26 protein-coding genes are annotated in these 26,468 nt (G+C 36.1%); 8 read left to right on the forward strand and 18 right to left on the reverse strand.

Going from position 1 to position 26,468, the window contains the following annotated elements; all coding sequences use genetic code 11:
- Positions 1 to 22: 22 nt before the first annotated feature.
- The 4 genes from ABXT67_RS16540 to ABXT67_RS16555 all read right to left on the reverse strand — a co-directional run bounded on the left by ABXT67_RS16540 (position 23) and on the right by ABXT67_RS16555 (position 2,646).
- Positions 23 to 199: a CAL67264 family membrane protein gene (locus ABXT67_RS16540; protein WP_415377023.1), complete on the reverse strand. Its 177-nt coding sequence runs from the start codon at positions 197 to 199 to the stop codon at positions 23 to 25.
- 245 nt (positions 200 to 444) lie between these two features.
- A complete protein-coding gene (locus ABXT67_RS16545) occupies positions 445 to 1,314 on the reverse strand; it encodes a pirin family protein (protein ID WP_415375132.1) in 870 nt (289 codons plus the stop codon).
- A 255-nt stretch (positions 1,315 to 1,569) separates the two neighbouring features.
- Complete coding sequence (locus ABXT67_RS16550; RefSeq protein ID WP_415375133.1) at positions 1,570 to 2,007, reverse strand: MarR family winged helix-turn-helix transcriptional regulator; 438 nt, start codon at positions 2,005 to 2,007, stop codon at positions 1,570 to 1,572.
- A 102-nt stretch (positions 2,008 to 2,109) separates the two neighbouring features.
- Positions 2,110 to 2,646 (reverse strand): NADPH-dependent FMN reductase, encoded by a 537-nt coding sequence (locus ABXT67_RS16555; protein WP_415375134.1) that lies wholly within the window; start codon positions 2,644 to 2,646, stop codon positions 2,110 to 2,112.
- A 660-nt stretch (positions 2,647 to 3,306) separates the two neighbouring features.
- Between ABXT67_RS16555 and ABXT67_RS16560 the strand changes: the two genes are divergently transcribed.
- The 3 genes from ABXT67_RS16560 (at position 3,307) to ABXT67_RS16570 (ending at position 6,369) form a co-directional block, all read left to right on the forward strand.
- On the forward strand, positions 3,307 to 4,950 hold the full coding sequence (locus tag ABXT67_RS16560; protein WP_415375135.1) for an acyl-CoA carboxylase subunit beta: 1,644 nt from the start codon (positions 3,307 to 3,309) through the stop codon (positions 4,948 to 4,950).
- A 96-nt stretch (positions 4,951 to 5,046) separates the two neighbouring features.
- Entirely contained in the window at positions 5,047 to 5,544 is a 498-nt protein-coding gene (locus ABXT67_RS16565; protein WP_415375136.1) for a hypothetical protein, read from the forward strand.
- Positions 5,545 to 5,784: 240 nt separating this feature from the next.
- On the forward strand, positions 5,785 to 6,369 hold the full coding sequence (locus tag ABXT67_RS16570) for a hypothetical protein (protein WP_415375137.1): 585 nt from the start codon (positions 5,785 to 5,787) through the stop codon (positions 6,367 to 6,369).
- A gap of 268 nt (positions 6,370 to 6,637) precedes the next feature.
- Here the strand turns inward: ABXT67_RS16570 and ABXT67_RS16575 are convergent, their stop codons facing one another.
- The 6 genes from ABXT67_RS16575 to ABXT67_RS16600 all read right to left on the reverse strand — a co-directional run bounded on the left by ABXT67_RS16575 (position 6,638) and on the right by ABXT67_RS16600 (position 13,828).
- A complete protein-coding gene (locus tag ABXT67_RS16575; RefSeq protein WP_415375138.1) occupies positions 6,638 to 7,513 on the reverse strand; it encodes a hypothetical protein in 876 nt (291 codons plus the stop codon).
- Positions 7,514 to 7,832: 319 nt separating this feature from the next.
- Positions 7,833 to 8,846: a hypothetical protein gene (locus tag ABXT67_RS16580; RefSeq protein ID WP_415375139.1), complete on the reverse strand. Its 1,014-nt coding sequence runs from the start codon at positions 8,844 to 8,846 to the stop codon at positions 7,833 to 7,835.
- Between the two features lie 424 nt (positions 8,847 to 9,270).
- Positions 9,271 to 9,399 (reverse strand): hypothetical protein, encoded by a 129-nt coding sequence (locus ABXT67_RS16585; protein WP_415375140.1) that lies wholly within the window; start codon positions 9,397 to 9,399, stop codon positions 9,271 to 9,273.
- Positions 9,400 to 9,462: 63 nt separating this feature from the next.
- Positions 9,463 to 10,425: a DUF1566 domain-containing protein gene (locus ABXT67_RS16590; RefSeq protein ID WP_415375141.1), complete on the reverse strand. Its 963-nt coding sequence runs from the start codon at positions 10,423 to 10,425 to the stop codon at positions 9,463 to 9,465.
- Positions 10,426 to 10,751: 326 nt separating this feature from the next.
- Complete coding sequence (locus ABXT67_RS16595; RefSeq protein WP_415375142.1) at positions 10,752 to 12,554, reverse strand: fibronectin type III domain-containing protein; 1,803 nt, start codon at positions 12,552 to 12,554, stop codon at positions 10,752 to 10,754.
- Positions 12,555 to 12,892: 338 nt separating this feature from the next.
- Positions 12,893 to 13,828 (reverse strand): hypothetical protein, encoded by a 936-nt coding sequence (locus ABXT67_RS16600; RefSeq protein ID WP_415375143.1) that lies wholly within the window; start codon positions 13,826 to 13,828, stop codon positions 12,893 to 12,895.
- A 406-nt stretch (positions 13,829 to 14,234) separates the two neighbouring features.
- On the opposite strand from ABXT67_RS16600, the gene ABXT67_RS16605 reads away from it, so the two are divergent.
- The gene (locus ABXT67_RS16605) at positions 14,235 to 14,807 is read left to right on the forward strand and encodes a hypothetical protein (protein WP_415375144.1); all 573 of its coding nucleotides are present in this window, start codon (positions 14,235 to 14,237) and stop codon (positions 14,805 to 14,807) included.
- Between the two features lie 183 nt (positions 14,808 to 14,990).
- Here the strand turns inward: ABXT67_RS16605 and ABXT67_RS16610 are convergent, their stop codons facing one another.
- The 8 genes from ABXT67_RS16610 to ABXT67_RS16645 all read right to left on the reverse strand — a co-directional run bounded on the left by ABXT67_RS16610 (position 14,991) and on the right by ABXT67_RS16645 (position 22,140).
- The gene (locus ABXT67_RS16610; protein ID WP_415375145.1) at positions 14,991 to 16,076 is read right to left on the reverse strand and encodes a DUF4056 domain-containing protein; all 1,086 of its coding nucleotides are present in this window, start codon (positions 16,074 to 16,076) and stop codon (positions 14,991 to 14,993) included.
- An 18-nt stretch (positions 16,077 to 16,094) separates the two neighbouring features.
- Positions 16,095 to 16,724, reverse strand: coding sequence for a tetratricopeptide repeat protein (locus tag ABXT67_RS16615; RefSeq protein ID WP_415375146.1), 630 nt, complete (start codon positions 16,722 to 16,724; stop codon positions 16,095 to 16,097).
- A 92-nt stretch (positions 16,725 to 16,816) separates the two neighbouring features.
- Positions 16,817 to 17,920, reverse strand: a complete 1,104-nt coding sequence (locus tag ABXT67_RS16620) for a glycosyltransferase (RefSeq protein ID WP_415375147.1) — start codon at positions 17,918 to 17,920, stop codon at positions 16,817 to 16,819.
- The gene (locus ABXT67_RS16625) at positions 17,917 to 18,537 is read right to left on the reverse strand and encodes a 1-acyl-sn-glycerol-3-phosphate acyltransferase (protein ID WP_415375148.1); all 621 of its coding nucleotides are present in this window, start codon (positions 18,535 to 18,537) and stop codon (positions 17,917 to 17,919) included. Before ABXT67_RS16625 ends, ABXT67_RS16620 begins: the two co-directional genes overlap by 4 nt.
- 1 nt (position 18,538) lies before the next feature.
- Entirely contained in the window at positions 18,539 to 19,192 is a 654-nt protein-coding gene (locus ABXT67_RS16630) for a carotenoid biosynthesis protein (protein WP_415375149.1), read from the reverse strand.
- The gene (gene crtD / locus ABXT67_RS16635) at positions 19,193 to 20,653 is read right to left on the reverse strand and encodes a 1-hydroxycarotenoid 3,4-desaturase CrtD (protein WP_415375150.1); all 1,461 of its coding nucleotides are present in this window, start codon (positions 20,651 to 20,653) and stop codon (positions 19,193 to 19,195) included.
- A 293-nt stretch (positions 20,654 to 20,946) separates the two neighbouring features.
- Positions 20,947 to 21,189, reverse strand: coding sequence for a hypothetical protein (locus ABXT67_RS16640; RefSeq protein ID WP_415375151.1), 243 nt, complete (start codon positions 21,187 to 21,189; stop codon positions 20,947 to 20,949).
- 636 nt (positions 21,190 to 21,825) lie between these two features.
- Positions 21,826 to 22,140 (reverse strand): DUF1566 domain-containing protein, encoded by a 315-nt coding sequence (locus ABXT67_RS16645; protein WP_415375152.1) that lies wholly within the window; start codon positions 22,138 to 22,140, stop codon positions 21,826 to 21,828.
- A 97-nt stretch (positions 22,141 to 22,237) separates the two neighbouring features.
- Here ABXT67_RS16645 and ABXT67_RS16650 point away from each other — a divergent pair, with 97 nt between their 5' ends.
- The 4 genes from ABXT67_RS16650 to ABXT67_RS16665 all read left to right on the forward strand — a co-directional run bounded on the left by ABXT67_RS16650 (position 22,238) and on the right by ABXT67_RS16665 (position 26,454).
- The gene (locus tag ABXT67_RS16650) at positions 22,238 to 23,077 is read left to right on the forward strand and encodes a LytR/AlgR family response regulator transcription factor (RefSeq protein WP_415375153.1); all 840 of its coding nucleotides are present in this window, start codon (positions 22,238 to 22,240) and stop codon (positions 23,075 to 23,077) included.
- A 72-nt stretch (positions 23,078 to 23,149) separates the two neighbouring features.
- Complete coding sequence (locus ABXT67_RS16655) at positions 23,150 to 24,394, forward strand: intradiol ring-cleavage dioxygenase (RefSeq protein WP_415375154.1); 1,245 nt, start codon at positions 23,150 to 23,152, stop codon at positions 24,392 to 24,394.
- 1,211 nt (positions 24,395 to 25,605) lie between these two features.
- A complete protein-coding gene (locus ABXT67_RS16660; protein ID WP_415375155.1) occupies positions 25,606 to 25,938 on the forward strand; it encodes an ArsR/SmtB family transcription factor in 333 nt (110 codons plus the stop codon).
- A gap of 48 nt (positions 25,939 to 25,986) precedes the next feature.
- Entirely contained in the window at positions 25,987 to 26,454 is a 468-nt protein-coding gene (locus ABXT67_RS16665) for a DUF6428 family protein (RefSeq protein ID WP_415375156.1), read from the forward strand.
- The last annotated feature ends 14 nt before the right edge of the window (positions 26,455 to 26,468 follow it).

Raw genomic sequence — 26,468 nt, forward strand, 5'->3', positions numbered from 1 at the left:
TTACTGTTCACTGCTACTAAAATTACATACGCCCTTTTAAGGCATTAAAAACCCACGCTATGGCGAAGAAGCCAATACCTACTGCTGCAAAGCCCCATCCTGCTACATCATCATATCTAAAAGCGCCTAAGGCTATTAAAGCCAATCCAACAACAATCATTATAAAAGTTGCCCACGCTAATACTGTATTTTTGTTCATCATATTTTTTAGTTTGTGTGTTTTGTTTACACTTCTTATTCAAATTTGATTTTCCGTTTAGTGTAATCACAAATATCGATAATTTAAAGTGTTTTTCCATAGAGACTGGCGCTTAGTTTTTACACAAACCAGATTCTAAAATGCTTCCACAAGCCCATCAAGAAAGGTTGTTAGTTTTTATGCTGAACTTATTTAAGTATGGTGCCAAATAAAAAAATCATCGGCCGCGGCCGATGATTTTAAAATTAAGCGGGAAGAAATCCCATCTTACCTTCTTTATAGTCTCGTAATGCTTCCATAATTTCGGTTTGGGAATTCATTACATAAGGCCCCCAACTGGTTATCTTTTCATTAATGGGTTCGCCAGATAAAAATAAGAGTTTGCTATCTGAATTTCCCTTAATAGAAAAGCCATCCCCATCTTGCTCAAACCAAATCATTTGATCTTCATTAAGCGCGAGTGCTACTTCATTATTAATCGTCACGCTACCGTTTAATAGATAAACAAGAGATTGATGGCTTGGCGGAACTTTCAAATCGAAACTTCCGTTTTTTTCTGCATCTATAATGTATGCATTTACTGCGGTTTGGGTTGCTATTCTTCCGTTTGTTCCTGCTAACTCTCCAGCGATTACTTGAACGTTTACTTTTTTATCTTCAGAAGTAACTACTAGAAAATCTTCGTTCTTAACGTGCTGGTAGTTTGACGGAATCATTTTCTTTTCCGCAGGGAGATTTAACCATAATTGGATTCCTTCTAAGGTTCCTCCTCTTTTTACAAAGTCTTTGGTTGGGCCTTCTGCGTGTATTATACCGCGTCCTGCCGTTGTCCATTGAACATCACCTTCTTTAACAACGCTTTCGTTACCCAAAGAATCGCGGTGCAATTGCTCTCCTTGAATTAAAAATGTGATGGGTTCAAAACCACGGTGTGGATGCGGCCCCAAATCAAACGGGTTGTTAAGTTCGTTGATTGGATATGGTCCATAATGGTGCAATAACACAAATGGATCTATCAATTCTATCTCCTGTGTTGGGATGGGTTGTCTCAATTTTATGGGACCCATATTTACAAAATCGCTGCGGCCTATTTTTTTTATTGTGTTGTGTTTCATGGTTTTTGTTTTAGATGGTTGGCTGAGTTTTACACCTACCCGTTCAGAATTTCTGTTCGAATTTTGTTTATCTCATTTCAGTTTCTAACAAAATTCAAATTCCTCTAAAAAAGGAGAAGTTGCTCAATTTTTTGCTCCATTATACATTATCAGCCAATGAGGGAAGAAGCTGGCTTTTGATTTTTGAAACAATCCCTAGTTCAAGGTTACGAATATCCCCCCCTTTTTGAAGGGGAGCTTGGGAAGGGATGTTTTTTATCTTATTTTATCTAATAAATCACTTAATATCCTTGCCTCTTTTAACGTTAGATTTGCCAATTGATCTCTTCGCTTTGCGATATCAATTTCAGTTAAGAGTTGTAGCCCTTGGTGGGTGATTTTGATATGCACAACGCGCCTATCTCCCTTACAAGTAACACGTTCTATTAATTTTTTATCACACAACTTATCCATTAACCTAGTGGCATTTGGTGACCTTTCTAACATCCTATCTTTTATGGTTTGTACTGAAATAGCCTGAGCAGCTCCTCTTAAGATTCTTAGAATATTATACTGCTGTGGAGAAATCCCAAAAGGTTTAAAAAACAAATTCTGATTACTTTGAATCCAATTCGCTGTGTACATTATATTAAGCATTGCCTTCACTTTATCGTTGGCAAATTTGCTGTTAATGTCTTTTGAAAGATCGCCCATGTAGGATTTCAGATTTATAATTTGACGCTGTTCGGTTATTTTGCAGAAATGGTTGTGAAATTGTGATGACTCATTTCCAATTTCGCTTTTCTACTTTCTATTTTATCCCTGAATTGCGGATTCAAATTTCTTTACTTCTGCTTCCAACTTTTGTCTTAATGCTGCATCTGTAATTCCGTTTTCAGAAAATGCATCGTTGAAACTTGGCAATGAAAAACTAGCTACAATATTTCCACCCATAAACGGAAATTTGCCCATTGCAATTTCTAAAACAGTTGCTCCTCCTCTTGCTCCAGGGGATGTTGCCATTAAAAACATAGGAACGTTGCCCCACACTTTGCCGTCAATACGAGACATCCAATCAAAGATGTTTTTAAAGACGGTTGCATACGCTCCATTGTGTTCTGCCAAGGAAAGAACAATACCATCTGCGCCTTTAATTATTTCTAAAAACTGATGTGCGCTCTCCGGGATGCCGTGTTCAATTTCATAATCCATACCATACATTGGAAGACTATAATCGTTTAAGTCCAATACTTGGGTAGTCGTGTTTGCTATTTGCGTAGCGGTGTAAGCCGCCAATTTTTTGTTGATCGAATTTTTGCTGTCACTTCCAGCAAAGGCTATTAATTTTTTCATCTGTATAAAATATTTGATAGTTAGCAACATAGAATGACCTCAAGTAAACCTTTTGTTGGTTTACAATATCTTAAAGGTATTTCTAGGTGTTTCATTTTAATTATAAAGCAAATATATACTAAAAATATTTATTTACCTAGGAATATAATACCTTGGAATATATAAGTACAGTAAAATTAAAAAAATCAACTAACGGGAGTTTCTAATGGAGGGTTTCTAATGGCTGGTTTTGGCTTCAAAACTACTCCTTCCAAAATTTCGGATTGAATATATTCAGTTTCATTTACATACTCCCAAAACACACCTTGCCCTGAAAAAAGGGAAGGAGCCTGATTGTTTGTTTGATGATACTTTTGTATTTAGCTGTGATGCTTTGATAATCAATCTAATATGAAATAAAGGCGGGGCTTGGCTGACTTGAAAAAAGGAGAAGGAACAATTTATATTTTTTTTAAACTTACAAGGATTAATCAAACAAAGAGTCTAAGGTTGCTGAGTGCTTCCGCTTTTTATGTGGAATTGTATCGAAGCAGTCTTTCGTCATTTTTGCTTCTGTAGAAAAATAATTACGCAATAGTCTTCTTTTCTGGCGTATTAATTTTTACTTCCGTAGGGCTACTTTTTTGGATAATTCGTATTTTAGCTGAAAACAAAAGTTCCGTGGATATAAAATTTAACAAAAACGAAGATCACAATAAACTATTAGCTTCAGACCTGCGCCAACGCCTTACTAAAGTAAAACTAGGTGGTGGTGAAAAACGCATCGAAAATCACCGTGCAAAAGGCAAAATGACTGCCAGAGAGCGCATTGCCTATTTGCTAGATGATAAGGAAAAAAGTATTGAAATTGGTGCTTTTGCCGGTGAAGGGATGTACAAAGAACACGGTGGCTGCCCTAGTGGCGGAGTGGTGGTGAAGATTGGTTATATAAAAGGCACGCAATGTATTGTGGTTGCTAATGATGCCACTGTAAAAGCGGGTGCTTGGTTTCCTATTACCGCAAAAAAGAACCTGAGGGCTCAAGAAATTTCGATCGAAAATAAATTACCCATTATTTATCTTGTGGATAGCGCGGGTGTTTACTTGCCTATGCAGGATGAGATTTTCCCAGACAAAGAGCACTTTGGTCGCATTTTTAGAAACAATGCGGTAATGAGCAGTATGGGAATTACACAAATTAGTGCCGTAATGGGCAGTTGTGTTGCGGGTGGTGCATACTTGCCTATTATGAGTGACGAGGCTTTAATCGTTGACAAAACAGGGAGTATCTTTCTTGCGGGAAGCTACCTCGTCAAAGCTGCGATTGGCGAAAGTATTGACAACGAAACCTTGGGTGGTGCAACGACCCATTGCGAAGTAAGTGGGGTGACCGACTATAAAGCAAAAGATGATAAAGACGCTCTAGACACGATTAAAAATATTGTGTCAAAAATTGGCGCCTATGATAAAGCTGGTTTTAACCGAATTAAAGCGGCTAAGCCAACTTTAGATCCTAAAGAAATTTATGGCATCCTTCCTAAATCTCGTGCCGATCAATACGATATGCGTGAAATTATTTCGCGACTGGTAGACGATAGCGATTTTGAAGAATACAAAAAAGGATATGGCCAGACCATATTAACAGGCTATGCCCGTATTGATGGTTGGGCTGTGGGTATTGTTGCCAACCAACGAAAATTAGTGAAGACTACAAAAGCAAAAACAAAACCTAGCGAAATGCAGTTTGGTGGTGTTATTTACAGCGATAGTGCAGACAAGGCAACCCGTTTTATTGCCAACTGCAACCAGAAAAAAATACCCTTGGTCTTTTTACAAGATGTAACTGGGTTTATGGTAGGAAGCAAAAGTGAACACGGCGGCATTATTAAGGATGGTGCAAAGATGGTAAATGCAGTAAGCAACAGTGTAGTGCCTAAGTTTACTATTATTATTGGCAATAGTTATGGTGCTGGCAATTATGCCATGTGCGGAAAAGCCTATGACCCAAGATTGATTGCGGCTTGGCCTAGTGCAGCGCTGGCTGTAATGAGCGGTAACAGTGCGGCTAAAGTATTGTTGCAAATTGAAACTGCTTCCTTAAAAAAGCAAGGCAAAGAGATTTCTCCTGAAGATGAAAAAGAACTATACGATCGCATTAAAGCCCGTTACGACGAACAGATTTCGCCCTATTATGCAGCTTCTAGAATTTGGACTGACGGTGTTATAGACCCACTAGACACAAGAACTTGGATTAGTTTGGGGATTGAAGCTGCCGACCACGCTCCTATTGAAAAAAAATTTAATTTAGGGATTATACAAGTATAGACTCTAAATTCAATACAGGTCCTTATTAAGAAATGGAACTATAATAGATATATCATCAATGATGATAGACAATTGTTGGCATTAATTTGAAACAAAATGCGAAGCAAAACATCCAAGTTTTTTTTAAAGACAGTTCTTTTCTTTCCAATCGGATTCTTAATTTGGAGTTTACAGAATGGTTTTGAAATCACCCGTTGGATACTAACAATTATTACTGGTTTTGTAATCTCATTTGAAATAGTATTTTGGCAACTATTTGAATATAAAAAACACAATGATTTAAGTTATATCGATTTTTTGGAGTCTAAGCATTCTATAAGAATTGAAAATAGCGCAGAGAACTGGAAAGAGATTAACCAAATGATTAGAAATCCGTTTGCGAAACTTAAAATCATCGAAAAGAATGAAAGCTCTATGCGAATACAAATCAACAATAAATTAATAGATTCGATTTTAACCATAAAGAAAACTGGAACAAACATAAAAATGGAAATTCGAAAAAAATCCCTTGATTTTCTACTTGTTAATGCACAAAATTATCGGAGACGAAAAAAATTAGCTAGCAGTGTGAAAACTAATGGCAACAACGTATAAAAATAATAGGGCAATAAGTACTTAACCCAATAGCAAGGGCACTTTTGCGAAGTCGCCAAATTTTTTAATTTGGCTTGTGTTCAACCGAATGGTAGTCACCTTTTTTCCGCCCTACTATTCTTCTACAAAACCGCTGCCATTTATTTAGTAAGCTGCCATTTATTTAGTAACTTTACAAATAAAATATGGTGGCACTTGAAAAGCCCAAAAGGCCGGGATAATTAATTTAAAATTTTATTTATGAAAAATTTAGGGTTTATTTTAGGATTTATTTTTTTATCAAGTATCTCTTACTCACAAGAAAAAGGCACGCAAGATATTAACTTAAGTGTTGGATCTCTAACAACCAATCAATATGTAGAAATTATTACCAGCATTTTTGGTGACATTTATAATGATTATAATAATGTGTCCTACAAAAACGAAAAATTTGCCGCTAGTTTTACTTTAACTTATAATTATGCAATTAAAAATAATTGGTTTATAAATTCAAATGTCTCATACCAAACGATTGAAAAGGATGTTTTTGAAAGTAATGTTAAAACAGGTAATGTTACAGATCAGTTCATAACTGTTGGGATCGGATCTTCCTACCACTATATTAAAAAGGATTGGTTTCAGATGTATTCTGGGCTAAATGTGGCTTATACTAAACACAAATCTGATTCTACTGCATCTTCTAATATTATCGATGCTGACGTTAGTTTTTTTAATTTCCAACTAAATGCATTTGGTTTTCGATTTGGTAAAAAACTAGCGGCAACTTTAGAATTAGGTTTTGGGTATAAAGGAATTGCAAATACAGGACTTTCATACCAATTTTAAATAAAACGAAATGCCAACACTGTATATAATTTATTGCTAGTTCTAGCCTACTTACTAAAATACTTGTGGATTTTCTATTCGGTGTGTATTTGCTAATTGAGGTGTTTAACCACGCCACGAAAGTTATACAAACACGTTATAACCAATAGCCCACTCCCGAAAATAATGTGCAAAAAACCTTACGAGTAAACGGCGTTTTGCATTGAAAAACAAGCGTAACATAGTTATACCAATGACTGAATGAAATAAGTTCAATGGGCGGGCTAGGCTAATTGATCTGCTTAATAGTTATTCTCTGTGCATTTGCCGGTCCACTCGATGCCGGAATTACTGTAATTGCAGCTTGACTTCCCAGAGTATTTATTATTGCTATCACAGAATTAATAGTATTCGTAGTTATAAAGAATGTTCCACTTATACCAGAACCCCCTATTTGATTTGTTGACGTGGTCTCAGGAAGTGCAGTACCATTAAGCAAAAGTTGGAGCTGCCCCGGTTCAGCAACGTAAAGATAGAATGAGATTTCATACGTGCCAATATTGGGCAAATTAAAACTGGAAGTATCCACACGTGTAATGCCCAATGCTGGACCATCCCGGGGAAAAGGAACGCTAAATCCTACGTTAATCGTTCTTGGGTAATCTGTCGGTCCGTTGTTTCCTGTGCCCGCGGTTAATCCATAGAACATTCCATATTGAAACTGGAAAGTACCAGCCGGTCCTTGTGGGCCCGTTGGACCTTGCGGACCTGTTGGTCCAGCTCCATTTCCTGATGTTTTAGCGTGCATCGCATAAGGCACCGTTTTAAAAGCTGTGGTACCCATATCTTGCAGACCGCTCCCTGTATCTATTTGTACCTTTAAAAAGTGATTATTACTGCTCCAATCAATTGTAGAGAAGTCTCCTGTTACAGGCGCTCCTTCTCCTATGTTTAGTATTACAATCCCATTGGCATCTGTAGTAGGTGCATGGGTTTCTTCATATACATTCACTGCTACATCTAATATAGTAAAGGTAACATCGATAGCTGTACTGGAAACTATAACTCCAGATCCGTCTTTAATTAAGGCTTTGTAATTAATACCTTGTTGAGCAAACGATGTAATACAAAACAACAGTAAGCAAGCGAGGGTGATTCTTTTCATAAATTGAGTTTTTGAGATTTAGATTAGTCATACACTATAAAAATAATGCGAAATTAAACACACTAAAATTCTTTTAGACATACGGTATTTTATAGCTGTTTAAACGACAAAATCTTAAGGTTTATAGACCTAAAATCCCTCTCAATTTGAGAGGGATTTTAAACGATTTAGATTCTTAGAATTGGAAAAGTAGCTTATTCTAAAATTAAAAGATAATAATAAGAAACAAAAAAAACCAATAGTCAATTTTACATTACCATTGGTTTTAAAATTTTTTAAACCGACCGCTTACGCGGTACTATTATAAATAACCAAATAACTAAAAAGACCGAACAGCACGCACGTGATGTTTGTTTACCTTATTGTTGGCTCCCTGAATACCACCACCGAAGAAATAAGTGCCCCAAGCGTCATTGTAATCGCCCTCCGTAGAACTCCAGTAGAGAAAAGTGAATTGACCAGTACCGTCTAAATCAAACCCTCCAATTGCCAACCTGTTCAAATACAAAACAGTCACTGCGTCCCTACTGGGCAAAAACCAATCATTATAAGTAACTCCTCCTTCTGTGATTGAATAAAAATGACATAATTGTGCAGCACTTCCGCTATGACCAGATTGATTCATGATCGCAGTTGTATTTGCTTGCCCTGTTCCTATAGCAGCTAAAGTACCGCCATTTACAGTAAATTGCGTATCACCTCCGGTTATCCATGCTATATTTCCAGGGTTTAGCGTTTGATCATAGCCAGCTACTATTAGCCCGTGTGTTTCTCCAGCTACATAACCAAGGTCTCCCGTTTGTAAAATGTATGCAACTATACCTCCTTGATATGGTTCCCCTACTGTGGGTACTGTTGGTGTTGTTGGTGTTTCTAAAGCTAATATTCTAGCTTCTAAAGTATCTATGTAGGCTTGGTCTATTCCGCCTGTTAATTCTGTGGCAGTTGTAGCTGTGTTGGACTGCAACGCATACGGCACTGCGTTAAAGCCAGCAGTACTCGTGTCGGTTAAACCCGTACCTGTATTAATCCAAGTGTTTAAAAAGTGATCATAGCTTGCCCAATCAATAGTATCATAAACACCACTGTCTACAGGTCCATCTCCTATAGTTAAAATTACAATACCGTTGGCATCGGTATCAAGTATATGTGTTTCCTGGTAAACATTGGCCATGACCGTACCTTGTAAGATTCGAAACTGAACCGTGACTTCCGCATTGGACACAACCGCTCCGCTAGCATCTTTAATTAAGGCTTTGTAGTTGATACTGCTAGACTGTGAAAATGCTGTGATAGAAAATAATAATAGCAATGCAAGAATACCTCTTTTCATAAATCGATTTTTTTAAGATTCGCCTAAAATCAACTCAAAGAGTAAGAGAGAAAGAAAGCCTAGCCTTGATTAGTTGAATGTAAAGATACATAGATTTGTATTTGTATTTATATTTAATATAACTAATGGTAACAATGTATAAAATTGATGGCGCTAACCTATCAATAATTGAGTAATTTGAACAAATATTAGCAACTTGAAATTCCAAAAAATACGAACTTGCTTGCCTTGCTTATTCGCACGCGGCTCAGTTAAGTTGGAGGAAAGAAAGACGTTGGTCGGTTTCGCCACTTCCAACCCCGCCAAAAAGTGGGCTTATGCAAGCTGCGCCAAGCGCCGCTAATCTTAGAGAAAACCGTTGCCATTAATTACTCCGAAAAGAAAGGCTGTTTACTTCTTTTTTCTCAATGCTCAGTTCTAACATCTAACATCTCCCCATATCGCTACCCAAACTATACTTGTATTCTTTGGGGAAATTTTTAGTGGTAACAAAAATCTCTAACGCCGATTTATAATTGTCTCTATAAACAGGAAGTCCTGTGTGTAATGCCATTTTTAAAAAATAAAAACCGACCGCTTACGCGGTATTCAATTAAATAATTAAATTGATAAATAACTAAAAAGCCCGAACCGCACGCACGTAGCTCGTGCTGGACTTATCGTAGCTGTTCTGATTACCATCGTTGAAATACTGTTTCCACGCGAAAAAGTTATTGTACTCCGTAGAACTCCAGTAGTAAGCACTAATACTAAGTACATTAAACCCAGCGACAGCCTGTAAAGTCGCTCTATTTATATATATTTCGTTTAACTCATTGATACTGGGTAAAAACCAATCAGGGCCGTAGAAACGGGCCGCTAAGGCTGCTGGTGCACCAGGACAACCAACTAATATACCAGAAGTATTATCCTCACCGTCTCCTATTTCTGCACCAAGCCCCACAGGATTACCACCATTCCAAGCAACATTTGGAACGCTTGATAAATCTTGACCATAACAACCCCATTCTACCATTGTTAAATAATCTGAAAAAGCACATACCAAACCGTGGGTATTATCTGCCGGATCTACCCAAAATACAACACCGCCTTCCCTAATATCTCCTATTACAGCTGGTTCTGGCTCTAAAGCTGCTATTCTGGCTTCTAGTCTGGCTTCTAAAGCTGCTATATACCCTTGGTCTATGCCGCCGGGTAATGTGGTAGCTGTGGTAGCATGCATCGCATAAGGAACCGTTTTAAAAGCTGTGGTACCCATATCTTGCAGACCGCCCCCTGTATCTATTTGTACCTTTAAAAAGTGATTATTACTGCTCCAATCAATTGTAGAGAAGTCTCCTGTTACAGGTGTTCCTTCTCCTATGTTTAGTATTACAATCCCATTGGCATCTGTGGTAGGTGCATGGGTTTCTTCATATACATTCACTGCTCCATCTAATATAGTAAAGGTAACATCGATTGCGGTACTGGAAACTATAACTCCAGATCCGTCTTTAATTAAAGCTTTGTAATTAATACCTTGTTGAGCAAACGATGTAATACAAAACAACAATAAGCAAGCGAGGGTGATTCTTTTCATAAATTGAGTTTTTAAGATTTAGATTAGTCATACACTATAAAAGTAATGCGAAATTAAACACACTAAAATTCTTTTAGACATACGGTATTTTATAGCTGTTTAAACGACAAAATCTTAAGGTTTATAGACCTAAAATCCCTCTCAATTTGAGAGGGATTTTAAACGATTTAGATTCTTAGAATTGGAAAAGTAGCTTATTCTAAAATTAAAAGATAATAATAAGAAACAAAAAAACCAATAGTCAATTTTACGTTACCATTGGTTTTAAAATTTTTTAAATCGACCGCCAGAGGCGGTATTAATTAAATTGATAAATTGTTAAATAACTAAAAAGCCCGAACAGCACGAACATTGGTTGCGCCGTCCTTAGTGGTGACGTTCTGACCACCACTGGAGAAACTCTGAAAATACGCGTAACTGTTAGCGTACTCCGTAGAACTCCAGTAGAAACTATTAAATGCACTAAACCCAGCGACTGCCCCTAAAGTTGTTTTATTTAAATACATCTCTTTCAACTCGTTTACACTTGGCAAAAACCATTCAGCACCTAATGAACGAGCAGCTAAGGCTGTAGGTGCTGTAGGGCAATCATTTAATATCGCGTTCGTATTACTCATACCATCTCCTATTTCTGCACCAGGACCCGTAGGAGGAGAACTAATGACATTTGGAACGTTTGGTAAATCTGTACCATTACAACCCCATTCTACTAGTACTGAATCTGACATAGCACATACCAATCCGCGGGTATTATCTGCCGGGTCTACCCAGAACACAACACCACCTTCCCTAATATCTCCTATTACCGCTGGCCCGGCTAATGGTGTTACTGAATTTGACGTAGCACTTGAATTACTCGTACCAATGGCATTGGTAGCAGTAACACTAAATGTATAAGCGGTTCCATTACTTAAGCCTGATACCGCTATGGTTCCACTGCCCGCCTGACTTAATGTGCCAGTGAGGCCACCTGGTGAGGAAGTTGCGGTATATCCTGTTATTGGGGAGCCTCCATCATTTAAAGGTGCCGTAAATGGAACACTTGCCGCTCCATTTCCTGCAACTGCGGTTCCTATTATTGGAGCATCGGGAACCGTGAGTGGTGTTACTGAATTTGACGCAGCACTTGGATTACTGGTTCCTATTGCATTGGTAGCAGTAACACTAAATGTATACGTTGTTCCATTTGTTAAGCCCGACACCGTTATGGTGCCACTTCCTGCCTGAGGTAAAGTTCCAGTAAAACCTACTGGTGAGGAAGTCGCGGTATATCCTGTTATTGCAGAACCGCCATCACCTAATGGAGCGGTAAATGGAACACTTGCCGCTCCATTTCCTGCAACTGCGGTTCCTATTGTTGGAGCATCAGGAACTGTGGATGGTGTTACTGAATTTGACGTAGCACTTGAATTACTCGTACCAATGGCATTGGTAGCAGTAACGCTAAATGTATAAGCGGTTCCATTACTTAAGCCTGATACCGCTATGCTTCCACTGCCCACCTGACTTAATGTGCCAGTGAGGCCACCTGGTGAGGAAGTTGCGGTATATCCTGTTATTGCAGAACCGCCATCATTTAATGGTGCCGTAAATGGAACACTTGCCAATTCATCTCCTGCAACGACGGTTCCTATTGTTGGAGCATCTGGAACCGTGGATGGTGGTGGTTCTAAAGCTGATATTCTGGCTTCTAAAGCTGCTATATACCCTTGGTCTATGCCGCCGGGTAATGTGGTTGCTGTGGTTGCTGTTGTTGTTGTGGTAGCATGCATCGCATAAGGAACCGTTTTAAAAGCTGTGGTAGCAATATCTTGCACACCGCTCCCTGTGTCTATTTGTACCTTTAAAAAGTGATTATTACTGCTCCAATCAATTGTAGAGAAGTCTCCTGTTACAGGCGCTCCTTCTCCTATGTTTAGTATTACAATCCCATTGGCATCTGTAGTAGGTGCATGGGTTTCTTCATACACATTGGACGCTCCATCTAATATAATAAAGGTAACATCGATAGCTGTACTGGAAACTATAACCCCAGATCCGTCTTTAATTACAGCTTTGTAGTTGATGCCGTCTTGGGCAACCATGCTTACTGTAACGAATAGTAATAATGCTAGTGTGATTCTTTTCATGAATTGAGTTTTTAAGATTTAGACTAGTTGTACACTATAAAAATAGTGCGAAATTAAACATACTAAAATTCTTTTAGACATACGGTATTTTATAGCTGTTTAAACCACAAAATCTTAAGGTTTATAGACCTAAAATCCCTCTCAATTTGAGAGGGATTTTAAACGATTTAGATTCTTAGAATTGGAAAAGTAGCTTATTCTAAAATTAAAAGATAATAATAATAATAATAATAAGAAACAAAAAAACCAATAGTCAATTTTACGTTACCATTGGTTTTAAAATTTTTTAAACCGACCGCTTACGCGGTATTCAATTAAATAATTAAATTGATAAATAACTAAAAAGCTCTAACAGCACGCACGTTGTTTGTGATGTCCTTACGGCTGACGCCCTGAGCATCATAGACGAAAAACTGATTATACGCGAAAAAGATATCGTACTCCGTAGAACTCCAGTAGACAGCACTAAATGGAGCAAATCCAGAGACAGCCTCTAAAGTTGTTTTATTTATATACATCTCTTCCAACTCGTTTATACTTGGTAAAAACCAATCAGCACCTAATGAGCGAGCCGCTAAGGCTGTAGGTGCTGTAGGGCATTCAGCTAATATACTATTAGTATTACTCATACCATCTCCTATTTCCGCACCAGGACCCGTACCACTAGTAACATTTTGAACGTTTACTAAATCTGTACCAAAACAACCCCATTCTACCATTGTTAAATAATCTGAAAAAGCACATATCAAACCGTGGGTATTATCTGCCGGGTCTACCCAAAATACAACACCGCCTTCCTTAATATCTCCTACGCTTGCTGGTGGTGGTGGTTCTAAAGCTGCTATTCTGGCTTCTAGGGCTGCTATATATCCTTGGTCTATGCCGCCGGGTAATGTGGTTGCTGTGGTAGCATGCATCGCATAAGGAACCGTTTTAAAAGCTGTGGTACCCATATCTTGCAGACCGCCCCCTGTATCTATTTGTACCTTTAAAAAGTGATTATTACTGCTCCAATCAATTGCAAAGAAGTCTCCTGTTACAGGCGCTCCTTCTCCTATGTTTAGTATTACAATCCCATTGGCATCTGTGGTAGGTGCATGGGTTTCTTCATATACATTCACTGCTACATCTAATATAGTAAAGGTAACATCGATAGCTGTACTGGAAACTATAACTCCAGATCCGTCTTTAATTAAGGCTTTGTAATTAATACCTTGTTGAGCAAACGATGTAATACAAAACAACAGTAAGCAAGCGAGGGTGATTCTTTTCATAAATTGAGTTTTTGAGATTCGTCTAAAATCAACTCAAAGAGTAAGAGAAAAAGAAAGCCTAGCCTTGATTAGTTGAATAGCAAGATACATAAATTTGTATTTGATATAACTAATGGTAACAATGTATAAAATTGATGGCGCTAACCTATCAATAAGTGAGTAATTTGAACAAATATTAGCAACTTGAAATTCCGAAAAATACGAACTTGCTTGCCTTGCTTATTCGCACGCGGCTCAGTTAACTTGGAGGAAAGAAAGACGTTGGCCGGTTTCGCCGCTTCCAACCCCGCCAAAAAGTGGGCTTATGCAAGCTGCGCCAGGCGCCGCTAATCTTAGAGAAAACCGTTATGTGCAATTAGTCAACTGCGCCAACAAAACTTAATAATACTTGAACTCAATTGATAAAATGAAGATAAAGAAAGACCATTTAACTTCGAAACAGAAGAAAAGTGCGCATCTGAAAACACTTTTACTCGGAATTATAATTTGTTCTTTTTTTGTTTACAAATATTATGACAATGATACTCGTGAAAGTTTGTTGTCAGAAAATTATGAATTTACTTTTTGTAAAATTATTGGAAATAAGACTTACAAATCAAAAGTGAATTTCATTGAATATAATGTTGACGGAAAAAAATACGAAACCCGACCTTTGAGTACGAGAATTTTTAATATTGGAGAAATTTATAGAATTAAATACTCTAAATCAGATCCTGAAATTTCCAAAGTTGACTATACAAAACCAATAATATTAAATAAAAATGACTTTGATTTTATAAACGGAATAGTAACTAGATCATTTGAAAAAGAGAGTTTGAGCGTTCTATCATTTTCGTACAACTATCAGAATGAAAATTATAAACGCGATGTTATTCTTGAAAAGATTGGAGAATTAAAAAAAGGACAACAAATTGAAATATTAGTAAATAAGAAAAATCCTAAAATTTCATATTTAACAAAACAAATTAAAGCGGAATAAATAACTGCACACTTTAGACGTGTATAATTTATTGCTTTATTCTAGCCTACTTGAAAATTTCGCTGAAATTTTCTCTGGTTCGTATTAGATTACTAATTTAGTTGCTTGACCACGCAACAAAATTAGCAAACAACACAATAGATAGGTTTAATTTACACGCAGTAATACCCGTTTCTGAATACTTTATTTCTTTTCTGCCAATATATTTTGTTCCATGATTTGTATATCCTTGGTGATCCTATCCAGCAAGATACCAAAATCATCTTGATTGATTAGGCTACTTTTTCGATCTGGAAAAAGCTCTTCTACAGGAAACCTGTAATTAAGATCAATGGTAAATTGATAAAAATTGGTAAGTAACTCGCCCTTTGTATTTAAAATAGGAACGTCTAAAATAATGGAATCATCAATGTTATTTTTTTGATTAGGAATTATCCAAGGACGGCTTGAATTAAGCACATCTGGATCTCTCTTTAGCGTAATATTTGTAATAGGGATTCGTTTTTTATTTGTGTACCATTTGTTATGAACAGCATCATAGGCATCATAGGTTTCTCTTGCCGTCTTCACAACGTCTAAACTATCTAATGTCGATGCTATAGTCAATGTTGCTGCGCGGTTAAATGGAAGCTTTGAATGCAATGTTTTCATACCAACATGTACCCCCATTAAGTTTGAATATACATCCTCAACCGAAAAACTAGAGAATTTTTCTGGTAACAAAGGAACCGCGGATGCACCGAACCAAGTGGAAATTTCGTGCCACAGCGAAAGATCGTATGTTATTTTTCCTGCTAATAGAATACAATCACTATTAGAAAACTGTGCTGGTACATTCAAATATAAAGTCTTACGACCTGCTTCTTTACGCAAAGGCAAGATTACTTCCCCTTTTCCTCTAGAATTTAGAACGGTGGTATATAAATAGCGCGTCCAATCAATTTGATCTCGCACGTGCCCCAGGTCGATAAAGCCACCCTTATTGGTATAAATAGTTCCAGTGCCTTCACTCTTATCACCCATGTAGTGATGTTCCCCCAAATCATCAATACTAATCACCTGATCAATGGAGAAAAATGGCACGCCCCATAATTTTAAATCATAGCCAAAAGCACAACAAGCTCTAATAATACGGGGAGGGGTTTTGTTTAAATTAACCTCATCATCTTGCATACTTTGAGCCCGTATCATTATAGGATTAACAACAAAAGCTACTAGTAAAAATAATTTTAGGCTAATTGATGTTATTTTATAAAAGACAAATTCCATGCTGCTAGGGTATCAATATTATAGTTTGTAGCGCTCCAGCAAATCAGGATAGAGTTCCTCTTCAACCCACATAAAATTAGGGAATATGCGAATTATTTTTTCATAGCATAATCTGGCTAGCTGTATTTGATCGGTAACCTCGTATGCTTGCCCTAACGCAGTCATTGTATTTATGTACATCCAGTTATTAACATCCAGTCCCTGTTCTTCAAAATTTTCAACTGCTTTTACATAGTATTCAATTGCTTCCCTCTTATCACCACCAAAAACTGATGGACGATAATACATAGAGTTTCCTTTTTCAATATTTCCTTGAATGTTCTCTGGATCCAGTTCGAGAGATTTGTTTATATATTTAATACTTTTTGGACCTAAGTAAATAGCCTTGAAATTTGAGATCCCAATGGTAAAGGCAATGTAAGCCCCTTTGTATGCCATTAAGGTTGCATTTTTAGGTGATTCCCCTAATAACTTTTCAATAATCTCCTCTGATTTAACAATGTATTCTTCAGCAGTATCGAATTTTTCAGCACCAATTAACCAGGCCGTATAACCATAATAATAGCTAATAAGCTCTAATTGCCCCTCTGAACTCTTTGGATTCACATTTTTTTCGCAAGCATTCATTAACACTAACCAAGTGTCCATCTTACCGCGTGAATACGCTTTGTAAATTGGATCGGTGTACGGACTTTGTGAAAAACATACTTGCATTGAAAACAAAAAAATACTGATTAGAATTAGTGATCTTGAAATATATTTCTGCCTTTCCATATTAATTTCTTCTGTTTGTTATTTATGAGCCCTTTAATTATTATTAAAAGAAATACAATGTGTTGTGGGAACGCTAATAATAGGTTTTGAAAGACTGATTGTTGGCTGGCCAAACTTACAAAAATTCGAATTGATACCATACCCGCAATATATGAAATCAACCACCATACTCCCATATTGAGATATACCACAAAGGGGGCAACCGTAGTTAACAACCAAAAGGAAATAGTTGCTAAAACGCTATTTCCAAAAAATTCGAATATGTTTTTTGTGAATCCCTCAATGGCATCATCTAGTCCAGCATACATACGGCAAGAGATATCATTATCTCCTAAGCGGGTATCGCTGGATAAGCCTTTTTGTTTAAATAGTCTTATAATAGCGATGTCTTCTACCTTATGAGATTTACATTTTTCGTGAGGTCTTATTAATTTATAAGTAGCTGCTTTAAACATCATAAATTGCCCATTGGCTGCTGAAAAGACTTCGTACTTTGATTTTCGAATTAGAGATAGTGGAAGTAAACTCAGCAAAATCCAATTCATTAACGGCACTGAAATTTTTTCTCCGAAAGAGGCAACTATTTGTTTTGGAAATACCGACAACAAGTGAAGTTCGTATTTCTGAAGGTGGCTAATACTGCGTTTGATTACCCCGTTTTTGACACGTACATCTGCATCTAAAAAGAGAAATAGTTCGCCTGTTGCCGCTTGCGATAGTTGATGGCAGGCATAATTCTTACCTAACCAACCTTGTGGAAGCACACCACCATTTATAAGTTTGATGTTGGGTTTGATTACAGCCCAATTCTTAACGATGCTTTCCGTTTTATCAGTTGAATGATCGTTATAGACAATAATCTCAAGCTTGCTGTAATCGAATTTTGCTAATTGCTCAAGCAAACTCCCAATAGTATCTTCTTCATTTCGAGCTGGAATTAAAATAGTAATTGTTGGTTCATCTGACAACGAAGTTACCGCGGGTAAGTAGGCAAAAGAAAGATAATTAACAAATGCTACAAGCAATCTGATAATAAGTAGGGTTATTAAAAAATAACAGAAATAAATCATCTTATGCCTTGTTTTGTAAAACACGCTTTTGCAAAACGATTAAACTCTTTTTCTACCTCCTCAGAGGTTGTATTTGTGCTTACAGACTGTGTTTCATAATACACCCATAAATCAGGTCTAAGGTTCGTTCCATAATTAATAAGGTTTATATTAAAAACCAATTGAAAATCATTTTTTGTGTTCTCTAAAATATGGGAAAGCAAGCCTTTTTCAAAAGTAAACTCTCGTGTATACACACTCTTAATATTCCCTTGCGGAAAGAACAAAAATAGGTTCTTATTATCCTGTAAAATTTCAACAGCATAATCAATACTCGCTATACTTGATCGTTTGCCTTTGCTTATTGAACTAGCACCAACTTTAGTCAATAACATGTTTTTACTCAGCTCCTTTTCAAGCATCATGAAATTAAACCTCCGCTTAAAAACTTTGAAATTTAATAAGATTTGAATAAAACCATCGTAAAACGAAAAATGATTGCTAATCATTAAAATTGGAAGTTCTTTTTCCTCATACTGACCGGAATACTTAACGCTCCCAAAAAAAATACCCAGTAAAATTTTCGTATAATACTTAGAAAATTGTATCATAAATTTGGTATGGTTGGCTCGTATCATTTCAGAAAATTAAATAGTGACTTACTATAATAATAAAGAATACAAATTGGATAATAAACAGCCACCTAGCTGGTGTATTAGTAGTACGAACTTTAAATATCTGTAATAATATATTGAAGAGTAAAGCAAGAAGGAACCACATAATGTAGTTATTTACAGGCGGATTGTTTTCAGCAAACACCCACATGTCCATGAGAGGAGCTGCTTTTTCCATAACGATGTCGTACACTACCATAAGTGCTGCTGCACCCACTATAATTAAAATGTTATTCGAGGTGTATTTAGAGATGATACCATTGGAAGCATAAACTAAGAAAATCCAATTAAGACCAATAACAATTGGTACATCAGCTATTTTGACACCAAGCCCTTTGCCGTACTCATACTCTCCAAATAAAGCACCCGTTGCGACTCCAATAATTTCGACCACAAAACTTATAATAAAAATACTTGCTAAAACGGCAATCGTTTTTGCATTCCATTCTTTATGATGTGAAAAGATTACAACAGTCACCAAGACTAAAGTATATGGTGTAATTAGTATAAACAAATTGCGGGTGAGAGGCAAAAAATATAGTGCCAATCCTACAAAGTATATGGCTATAAAAGTTATAGGAACCCCCTCACGAATAAAGTATTTAATTGTACTGTTCATCTATTGTGCAGGAATTTCATTGGCAACAATTTTAGCACTCGCCAAACAAAGAGGTATTCCTCCACCCGGATGCACGCTTCCTCCAACAAAATACAAATTCTTTACGCTTTTAAGGAAGTTTGGGTGCCTTAAGAATGCAGAAAACATAGAGTTCGAAGAGTTTCCATAAAGCGCTCCTCCTTTACTAAGCGTATTTTGCTCAATGGTTATGGGTGAGGCAATTTTCTCGAATTCAATATAGTCTTCAATATTGGTTTTAAGAGATTTATTAATTTTATGAATGATATTTTGTTTGGTTGTGCGTATCAGTTCATCCCAGTTTTCTTTACTATTAGAAGGCGCATTAACCATCACAAACCAGTTTTCGCATTTTTTTGGGGCATCACCTTTTGTCATTTTTGAACTCACGAAAATATAAACGGTAGGATCAGCATCAATAGTTTTTTCTTTAAAAAGGTTATTAAACTCTTCTTTATAATTACTGCTAAAAAGGATATTATGCAAATCTAATTCTGGAAACTCCTTGTTTATTCCCCAATAAAAAACCAAGGCCGACGATGAAGACTCTAAACGATTGATTCGTTTTTTTTGTGGGTGATCCATCATGTTATTAGCAACATAGTTGATATCTGAATTTGATATTATACTATCAAAAGCCAGTGTTTCATCTCCTACTTTTAGCCCAACAGCCTTTTTATTCTTGATTTCGATGGTCTGCACTAATGTATTAAAATTAAAAGAGACCCCTTTTTTTAGAGCAAGCTCGTATATGTTCTCTACAATGGAATACATTCCTTGCTCAGGATAATAGGCTCCTATATTATTTTCGAGATGGGCTATTACATTTAGTGTAGCTGGCGCCTTATATGGACTTGATCCATTGTAAGTAGCATACCTATTGAACAGTTGAACAAGTAATGGGCTTTTGAAATTATTCTTATTCTCCCCATCCATGGTTTTGTAAAATCGAATCTTATGAATCTGAAACAGGGATTTTAAAACCGAAAACTTCATTAAATTCTTAGCTTTATGCAAGGAGTTAAAAAGGAAGATATCTGCTGTGATTTTGTATATCAATGAAGCGTTCTTAAAATATTTAGTGATATTAGAAGCATCTTCTCCAAGTTTTTCAACGCATTCGTCCGTGAATTTTTGTTGATCTGAATAGGCAACAAGCCTTTCACCACTGTTGTAAAAGTACTTACATAAGACCACAAGCTTTTTGTATGCAAAAGTTGATGGGACCTTTTCACCAGCAGCAATATAAAGCTCTTCCACTAATTCTGGTAATGTAAATAATGAGGGACCAGTATCGAATCTGTACCCTTGCCCGCTAATTTCGCTAATTTTTCCACCAGGAGAAGTATTTTTTTCAAATACAGTTACTTCATGTCCTTTGGCTGCTAATCTACAAGCAGTAGCCAAGCCAGCAATTCCTGAACCGATCACCGCAACCTTCATACGTTTTTAGTTTTTTTAGATCTCATTTCATAAATAAGTGTTAGTACCAAAAGAGATAAAAGCAAAGAGAAATTATATAACATATCTTCAAGAAGAAATGATAGAACATCTATTCCCAATAGTACGAGAGGGTTGTAATAAAACCCAACCATCATTATAACGATGGCAGGAAGGAGATATTTCGAAAACTTAGAGCACCTAAGGTTTGTCTCGAAACTCAAAGCGAGAAACGCAGCAGGTGAAATAATAAGTATCTTTGAATAAAGTGACATAGTTTGTGATTTTCTTGAGTACTATGCCAGTTTAAATTGGTTGGTGCTGTAAATAGAGATCAATACCCATTTATTAATCCTATTAAGAATTCGAGTTTGTTCATTGCGTAATTCCGCTACAGTAGTGGACTCAATCTTGATCGTACGTTTAAGATAATAATCATACGTTGCATACACCCCGTTTTTTGAAGTATTAAGCAGTTGTTTGATTCCATATAGCGCTACTCTAAATTCTCCGCCAATATCATTAATGATTTTTTTCATGCAATTTCACGCTGTTGCCATATAATTATCATCACAACCTAGAAGGATTAATTCAACACACCCTCCTGTATGATAGGCATGTATGAAGCGCTGGTCAAGCATTAAAACTATTCAAAAAGCTACCTGATTCTTAATTGTTGTTACATTGAATTTTGACAAAGTCAATTCTTTCGCAAAAGTAATATTTTTTTTCAAAATCGCCTATCTTTTAAATAGGCGATTGCACTATTCTACAAGCCTTTCTGACAGTGGTTTGGTTATCTTTAAAAGTCTAAAAGGCTGAAATTCGCACCTGAAATTATTGGCTATAAGAACAGTTTAACTAAAAGGTTTACCACTCATTTAAAAGGGGATTTAGATGCGTGATTTACGCGATATTATATGGCTTGGAAATCGAAAAGGTGCTTTTTTGAGGCAAACTCATAAAAAAACAAGAGGAGCACGAACCAAAGGCCGTGTAGCAAATGCAATTATAAAGCGACAACAATATAGCGTTATTTTGCTATGCGTTGTACGATATAGCTAAGGTGCCTTTTCGGTTTCCAATTTATAGGGATCTCTGTAAACAGGCAAATCCGTATGTAATGTCATTTTTAAAACTTGTCGCTTACGCAAATCCTACGAACGGGCAAGTAACTAAAAAAAACGAACCGCACGCCAGTAGTTAGAGTTGAACTTAAAGCTGCCGCCCTGATAACCAGTTTCGAAATCATTATACCACGCGGTACTGCCATTGCCCTTCGTAGAACTCCAATAGGAAGAACTAAATGCAGTAAACCCAGCGTGAGCCTCTAAAGTTGTTTTATTTATATACATTTGGTTTAACTCTTTGGCACTTGGTAAAAACCATGCAGGGCCATAGGAACGAACAACTGAAGCGGCGAGAGCAGTAGGGCAATCATCTAGTATATCATTATTGTTATCAAAACCATCTCCTATTTCCGCACCCAAACCAGAAAAACCAGATGTGACCTTTGAAACGTTTGATAAATCTATATCACCACAGCACGATTATACTGTGGTTGCATAATCTGAAAGAAATCGAACTATGATACCAACAGCTTTAGGAAAAGAATCTATCTACGACATTTCAAGGGACACTAATAAGAACTTTGGAAGACTAGTGGCGATATTAATTTCAATCATAGGTCTTACAATATTTCAGGACTTTTTAGAATCTAATAGAAGTGGGTATTCCTTTTATTTTAGTGAATCCATCTTATTCAAAACTATTTGGATTCTTTTCATTCCGCTCTTGGTATTATTAAGTAAAATTCTCAAAAAACAAAATTTAGATTCATTAGGTAAAACCACGTTTTTTATAGTTACCTCTATAATCACCCATCTCGTTATTCTTCCTTTTGTTTTTCTGTTTTTTTCTGTTCTTTTCTATAATGGCAGATATGACATTTATAAAATACTAACCTATACTTTGGCGAACGATTTATATAAACTTGTGATCGTTTATTCAGTTTTCGTTTTTGTGCATCGGTATCTTTCTTATAAATTGACAGATATAGTTTCTTTAAAAAAGAAATCCTGCGTCAGAAAAATAATTATTAGTAATGGGAAAAATAATACTGTTATTGAAGTAAATGACATTTATCAAATTACCGCGGAAACTCCATATATTTCAATTGAACTCGAAGGAAAAAAATATCTTCAAACAGCAACGCTAAAGTCAATTTCAACACAATTAGATCACAAGACATTTGTTAGAGTCCATAAATCTACAATTGTCAATATGGACAAAGTCGTTTCATTGAAATCCCGTCTTAATGGCGATTATGATCTCTTTTTAAAAAATGACGTTGAACTAAGATTGAGTAGAACTTATGTAGCCAATTTCAAGAGCAACTTTAAAAACGCCTATCAGGTTAAGACATAAACTCATCGTCTCAACACATTTAATTTCTGTTTGAATATTTCCAAACCTACTTTTGTCTTAAAAGAAATTATAATGGATTTTCAAACACCACCACTTCGATGCTCAATGACAGTATTGCATTTCGTCATCTTGTTCGCTTTTATGAGCATCTTGACAAATTGTAATGGGCAAATCAAAACCGATACAAAACAAACTAATATCAAAATCGACCAGAAAAAACTTGTTGGCGGGGGCTGTGATGGTTGTGAACTAATGTACGTTGGAATGCCTAAAAACATTAAATCAATCGACACCAGTGCAGCTTGGACTAAAAAAGGTCAAAAGCTTTTGATAACAGGTACGGTTTATAAACTTGGTGGCAAAATACCCTCACCAAACGTTGTGGTTTATTATTGGCAAGCCGACAACAACGGATATTATTCCCCAAACAAAGGAATGGATGAAAAAGCAAAAAAACACGGGCACATTAGAGGTTGGGTACAATCTGACGAAAACGGTAGATATTCAATTTATACAATTCGCCCAGCACCCTATCCAAACCGTGATATACCTGCACACATTCATATTTCAATAAAAGAACCGAACATTAATGATGAATATTATATTGACGGGTTTGTTTTTTCTAACGACCTATTGTTGACAGCAAAAAGAAGAAAAGCACTTGAAAATCGTGGAGGTAGTGGAATTTTAAGAGTGTTGATTGACAAGGATATGCAACTAGCTGAACACAATATTATTTTAGGACTCAATATTCCAAATTATCCCGAAAAAAATAAGACTAAAATAAATTCTGGACTTGAAATTGGCGAAGAGAATCCTTCATTTACACCATTTCACGCATTTGGACCTGATAAAGGAACGATGACTTGTCCTGTTTGTAAATATGGAAGATTTCACGGGATAGTTTACTTTGTTGGTAATAATCCTAATTGGAACAATATTAAAGAATGGCTATCATTCTTGGAACTTGAAAGTGTATGTCGCAGTAAATATATAAAAGTCTATTTTGTCTATGGCAGCGATAAAGGTTACAACAAAGACAAAAGACAAAAGCATTTAGAAAACTTGGGAAATGAACTACATATAAAGAATACTGCCTTAACATTTGTTCCGTCATTTTCTGATGAGAAAAGCGAAGTAAACCTTAATAAAATAAATCTTGAAGTAGAAAATACATTTGTAATTTATAAACACAGAACGATAGTCGACAAATTTGTGAATTTAAAACCAACAAAAGAAAATTACAAACTGATTTCACAAACGTTAGACAAAACAAAAAACGAATATTTTAATCTGTCCGAACCAAAACAACACTAAAAAAGGACAGCACATAACAAAGAACTGCGTTAAAAATTGCACAAACTAATCTGCTGCTTTTATACACTGTTTGGCATTCAGTAGAAAAAATAGGAATGAATTTCATTAGGGTTATTGTTTACCGAACGATAAACAATCAACCTTTGCTATAAAATATCTGAACGAAATCAAACATTAATAAAACGCCAGGTTTGAATTATTTTTTGAAAAAATTGATTGAAATAAAATAACAAACACCTATAAAACGGTGTATAATTAGTTGCTTAAACACACCCCTAATCTTAGTCTGCAAAGAATGAACTTGGCAAGAAAAAAAGGTTGAATGCGGTAAATAAAGTGATGGTAAATTTATCAGAGTCGTTATATTGGCGATGGTCCTAAACCACCTAAAGGTGCTATTATAAAAAACAATGACGCTAAGCCTTTAGGAGAATCCAATTCACGAGGTTGGCAGGTATAAATAAAGAAGTTGAACCGTTAAAAAGGTTCAGGATAAACTCCAGTGAACCATTGATAAGGTGTCGAGAGGTAGGAGCCTCTAGTCAAAAGCTACAGGGTGGAACCTAAAGAAAATGTCTTATAGACATTTAAGCGAACGGGCCAGCAGGCGTATGTGGCCTTTACCAAGTCTAAAGTAATAGCAGCGACACTATTAATTACAGAGACAACCTATTTGTTTTCTGTGAGGCTGGTATCATTCAAATGACAAAAACTTTATTTGGGCTTATTTACAGAACTTAGGAAGCTCGTTATGAATGGTAAGCTTTTGTAAGGCTACTGAAAAAAAAGGATTCACTGCAAGTCAAAGAGAAATATACAATCGAAAAAATCGAGAAATAGAATGACAAAGGTATACGCAGAAGCGGACTCATTCATAGTATTGTTGAAGGTTCTGTAATGGAATTGGAGCAAAGGATGAGCCAATCATATTTACAAATTGCCAACTTGTAAAAGGACGCGCTTATATTTGTAAATTAGACGCGCCCCCGAAAAAACGGGGCAGGCTTTGTGAAGGGTTACTTTCACGCACGTTTCTGTAAGCGGCTTGGGGTATAATTCCCGTTGTGTACTCGATTACAACCAACGCGAAAAACCAACAACAAAATGCCAACGCTAAAAAAATAAAACAGCTCTTTATTGACAACGCTCGAAAAAAACTTTGTGTATTTAAATATTAATCGTAATATTACAATTAATTAGTAAAAGGCAAAATGGGATTAGCTAAAACAGAAATCTTTACCGACCAACAAAATGAAATTTCTCTTTTTGCGAAAGTTTTCGGACATCCTGCAAGAGTTTCCATTTTACAACATCTGTTTAAAATCGACTCTTGCGTTTGTGGAGATTTAGTTAACGAAATTGGTTTGGCTCAACCTACAATTTCCCAACATTTAAAAGAACTGAAACATTTAGGCCTCATAAAAGGAAATGTGGAAGGGACAAGCGTTTGCTATTGTATTCACAAAGAAAATTGGACTGCAATGAAAACTGTAATGTCCACTTTTCTTAATCAAGACTTAAGCAAAAAAGAAGATTGTTGTTAAAAAAATTTGAATTTATTAATCGCATTATCGCAATAAACAAATAGAGTAATGAAATTATCTCAAGTAAAAGCAGTATTGCAAGAATTGGAAAATATAAGTTTCAAACTGCCAAATGGAGCATTAGCGCCAAACCACTTTCACGTTACAGAAGTTGGTAAAGTCACAAAACATTTTATCGATTGTGGCGGAACTGAGAGAAACGAAGAAGTCGTAAACTTCCAACTTTGGAATGCAAATGACTACGACCATAGATTACATCCAGAAAAACTATTGAATATCATTGAACTTTCTGAAAAGGCTTTAAAAATAGCCGATTTAGAAATCGAAGTAGAATATCAGGCAGAAACGATTGGAAAATACGGACTTGGCTTTGATGGAAAAAATTTTTTATTGACTAACAAACAAACCGACTGTTTAGCAAAAGACAGATGTGGCATTCCAGTAGAAAAGACAAAAGTAAAACTATCAACCTTAAATGATGAACCTTGTTGTTCACCGAATGGAAGCTGTTGCTAAAGAACAATACAAAT

Source organism: Patiriisocius sp. Uisw_017, assembly GCF_047731265.1.
In the GTDB taxonomy this organism is placed as follows: Bacteria; Bacteroidota; Bacteroidia; order Flavobacteriales; family Flavobacteriaceae; genus Patiriisocius.